General features: G+C 54.6%; 3 protein-coding genes. All 3 read right to left on the bottom strand.

Annotated elements, in window-relative coordinates:
* On the bottom strand, positions 1-434 hold a 434-nt coding region (locus ACTHSL_RS10945; protein ID WP_440381428.1), incomplete at its 3' end, for a Hint domain-containing protein.
* Positions 435-663: 229 nt separating this feature from the next.
* Positions 664-1437 (bottom strand): TatD family hydrolase, encoded by a 774-nt coding sequence (locus tag ACTHSL_RS10940; protein WP_440381427.1) that lies wholly within the window; start codon positions 1435-1437, stop codon positions 664-666.
* Between the two features lie 28 nt (positions 1438-1465).
* Positions 1466-3478 (bottom strand): YadA family autotransporter adhesin (locus ACTHSL_RS10935; protein ID WP_440381426.1); only part of this gene is annotated, 2013 nt, incomplete at its 5' end.

Genomic DNA, 3478 nt, shown 5'->3' with positions numbered 1-3478 from the left:
GACAGGGCGTCGTATTTCTCCCAGCCGTCCGGCCCGTTGAACATATCGCTGCTGTTGTAATCGCAGCCCTTCCAATAGGCGCCGAGCTTACCGAATTTAGGATGCTCAAGAATCAGGTTGGTAACCACGCCGTACACGCAAAACGGGTGGTTCGGAGTAACAACCAGGGTCCCCCCTCCTCCGTTCCTTTCGGGGAATTGGGAAAACTTCAGCATCACCACTTCCTTGTCTTCATAACGGAAGGTATTCACCACCCGCTTGGGTACGGCCTCGCCGATGCCGTTTTCGGGGCGAGACATCACCAAATCACCCACCTTCAGTTCGTCTATCGGCGTCCAGCCTTCCGGCCTTTTTACCAAGGTGCCCTTCATAAAGCAGCCCATGCTGGAGGATAGGGCGTTTTCTTTGGCCTGTTTGCCGTATGGCGGATTCAAGGAAGAAAGACTTCCGCCGTCCTGCCCGCACAGGCGGGAATCCGGGGAGTTGGTTTGCCGAAGTTTATCGGCATCCCTAAAAATCCGGGGTTCGGCTTCCTGTCTGTGTGCGGATGGTGCGGCTCGGGTTGCCTGGTGTGAAGCGGCTGTCGATTCGTGCATTGCGTCTCCCAAAGGTTGGAGGGTTGAGGTTTCTAAATTGAATAAATGCCTTGCTGTGCCTTACTGATCAGAAAGCCAATAATCCGTCCACATTCCGTTCGGTCACGGCGGAGAGTTCGGGCAAACCGATGCCGCGCAAGCCGCAGACGATTTCGGCTATGCGGGATATGTCGGCAGGCGTGCCGCCTTCCGACATATACGGGCTGTCGGTTTCCAATACGATGTGTTCCAAAGGCAGTTCGGCGGCGGCGCGGCGGACTTTTTTTGCCTGCGGGTTCAGCAGCAGCGAGCCGATGCCGATTTTCAATCCGAGTTTGCAAAATGCCGCCGCCTCTTCCAAGCTGCCGGAAAAGGCATGGACGATGCCGCCGCAAGGATTCCGATATTGCTTCAACAACGCCAGCAAATCCGCAGTTGAACGGACATTATGCAAAATGAACGGCCGGCGGTAATCGCCGACCAGTTGCAGTTGGGCCGCAAGCAAAGCGCGTTGCCGCTGCCGCTGTGCCTCATCGGAAGCCCGCAGATAATCCAATCCGATTTCGCCCACCCATGCTTGCGGATGTCCGGCAAGGTAATCGGCAAGTCTGCCCAAATCCTGCCGTTCGGCCTCTCCTCCGGCCCACCAGGGATGGATGCCGAAGGCGGGGACAATATTGTCTGCCACCAAATCCGATACGGCCTTCCAGTCGCCACGGTTGGCGGACGGAACGATAAAGCGGCACACACCTGCTTCATCGGCCTGCCGTATGACCTCTGCCGCCCGTACGGCCAGCAGAGGATCGGCAAGGTGGGTGTGGGTGTCGGTGAATACCGCCGGCTTGTCGGTTGTATCATTCATGACGGTCAGATGATGCTTTCAGACGGCCTTACCATTGATACAAAGCACCCGCACCAACACCAACATGTCCGCCGGTATTAGCCGAGAAATTGCCTTTGACAATCCAGTTGCCGCCATCGCTCATGGCAGATACGCCGATGGCCATAGCAGACTGGCCACCGTAATAACCGCTGCCGACGCCGATGCCGGTTGCTCCCGGGCGGGTAACCTGGGGAATCGAACCTTGGGCAATCGCTCCGGCCACACCTGAATAAGCTTTCTTACCGACCCGGTCGATGTTGTTTTGCAGGGCATTACCCAAACCGGCAAGCTGGTTCAGGTTAACGGCATCCGTACCTACCCTGCCGGGCGCAACGTTGGAAATGCGCCGCCCGCCGTTATTCAGGCCGTCCGGGCTGAGACTGACGGCATTTTCCGGATCGTGGACAGTGGGCAGGGCAATGCTGATACCGCGGTCGTTCACAGTTGTCGCTCCTGCTTTTACGCTGCCGACAGTCAAATTGTCGGATGTGGCAACTTGATAAACAGATTGGCCGTTTGCACCTTGGCTTTCGGTAACGACTATGTTTTTACCTGCAACGACTTCTGTTTTCGCCGCCCTGGCCGCTTGATTGACTGCATAAAGCTGGCCGCCGTTGACAGCATCGGTGCTGCCTGCTGCCACCACGCCCGGGGCTACACGGGTGATTTTGTTGCCGCCCGCATCAATGCCGCCTGCACTTACATTGACATTACCCACCTTAAGTCCGTTTTGAGTCAGCGCAACGTTCCCGCCAACGGCTACACCGCTGTTGTTGAGGGTGGTATCACCTGCTTTCACACTCTGTACGTTCAGATTTTTGTTCAGGCCGATTTGGATACCGTTTGCATCGGCTTTGGTGATGATGTTGCCATCGCCGTTTATGGCAACGGTATCCCCCAATTTTTTGACGCCTGTCGTAGTCGAGCCGTCGGCATTGAAGGTCAGGCCTTTGTTGTCAACAGTGTTTTTGGCTGCCACACCTTTGGCGACATCGGCTTTGGCCGCATCGGTTAAATCCACGGCGTAATCGGTAACACCGTCGGCATTTTTCGTACCTGCATTTACTTTAACCGCCCCACCGGCAGCTGCGCTCACGGTGGTTTTTTCGGCATTTATAGTATATTCGGTGTTATTGCCATTCACTTTATTGCTGACGGTAACGTTCTTACCGGCCACGACGGTGGTGGTTTTCACGCCGGCAGCAATTTGCTCGCGCAATTGGGCAACGTTGACCGCGTCGGTGTCGTTTACGCCTTTGGCAACATTCTTAACAGCGTGATTGCCCGCATTGATACCGTTTGTACCAACGCTCACATTACCTGCTTTCAGTCCGTCATTGCCAAGTGCCACAGCACTGCCGACTTTCACGCCGCCGTTATTGACCACGGTGTTGCCGGCGGTAAAACTGCCTGCAGTCAGTTTATCTGCAGTTGCCACTTTGTAAGTGGTGCTGCCATCGGCGTTGTTTACAGGCTTAACGACGATATTGGCATTGCCGCTTTCAACTTTGTTGCTTGCCGCAGCAGCCGCATCTTTAAGTTGAGCGAGGTTCACAGCATCTGTGTCCGCAGTCCCTTTAGCAACGTTGGTGATTTTGTTGCTGCCGTTGTTCAGGCCGGATTTGGTCAACTCCACAGGGTTCGCACCATTGCTGATTTTCAGGCCGTCTGAATTCAAGGTGCTGTCACCAGCTTTGAATGTATCGGCTTTGGCCGTTTTAACCGTAATTTGGTCTTTCAATTTAACATTGATACCACTCGAACCTGCCACGGTTTCAATATTTTTGTTGTCGCCTTTGATGTTTAAACTGTCGCCTAATTTTTTGGTAACGGGAGAGCCGCTGTCGGCAGCAAAGCCAATGCCTTGAGTATCAACGGCAGTTTTTGCCTCCACGCCTTTGGCAATCTCGGCTTTGGCGTCGTCTGTCAGGTCAAGTTCGTAATTGGTGGTTTTGGTTTGGTTACCGTTCGTCACTTCAGTCGGGTTCAATGCCAACTTACCGCCAGTTTTGGCGCTGAC

It is taken from the genome of Neisseria sp. P0008.S010 (assembly GCF_051962715.1).
GTDB classification, from domain to species: Bacteria; Pseudomonadota; Gammaproteobacteria; order Burkholderiales; family Neisseriaceae; genus Neisseria; species Neisseria elongata.
Note: the sequence above shows the minus strand (reverse complement) of the source record. Positions and strands in the feature narration are given on the sequence as shown.